The 289-nt window shown below is 46.4% G+C and carries 1 tRNA gene; it reads left to right on the top strand.

Annotated elements, in window-relative coordinates:
- Positions 1-84 precede the first annotated feature (84 nt).
- Positions 85-175 (top strand) — tRNA-Ser (locus AB4375_RS21655).
- Positions 176-289: the final 114 nt, after the last annotated feature.

Raw genomic sequence — 289 nt, 5'->3', positions numbered from 1 at the left:
GACATCGCCAGGCTTTAAATATCGTTACCTGTGTATACATGTAACAACATCTACAGTGTACTAATCTGTTGATGACAATTTGTTGGAGGGATGGCTGAGTGGTCGAAAGCACCGGTCTTGAAAACCGGCAACCGTTAATAGCGGTTCTAGGGTTCAAATCCCTATCCCTCCACCACCATTAGAAAGCCCGCTGAGAAATCAGCGGGCTTTTTTCTTATCTGCGATATACATAAATAAAAGGGGAAGGGCACTGACGTGCTCTTCCCTTTTTTGGTGCGCCGAGCATGGC

The sequence above is a fragment of the Vibrio sp. 10N.261.51.C6 genome (genome assembly GCF_041471785.1).
Lineage (GTDB): Bacteria > Pseudomonadota > Gammaproteobacteria > Enterobacterales > Vibrionaceae > Vibrio > Vibrio crassostreae_C.
Note: the sequence above shows the minus strand (reverse complement) of the source record. Positions and strands in the feature narration are given on the sequence as shown.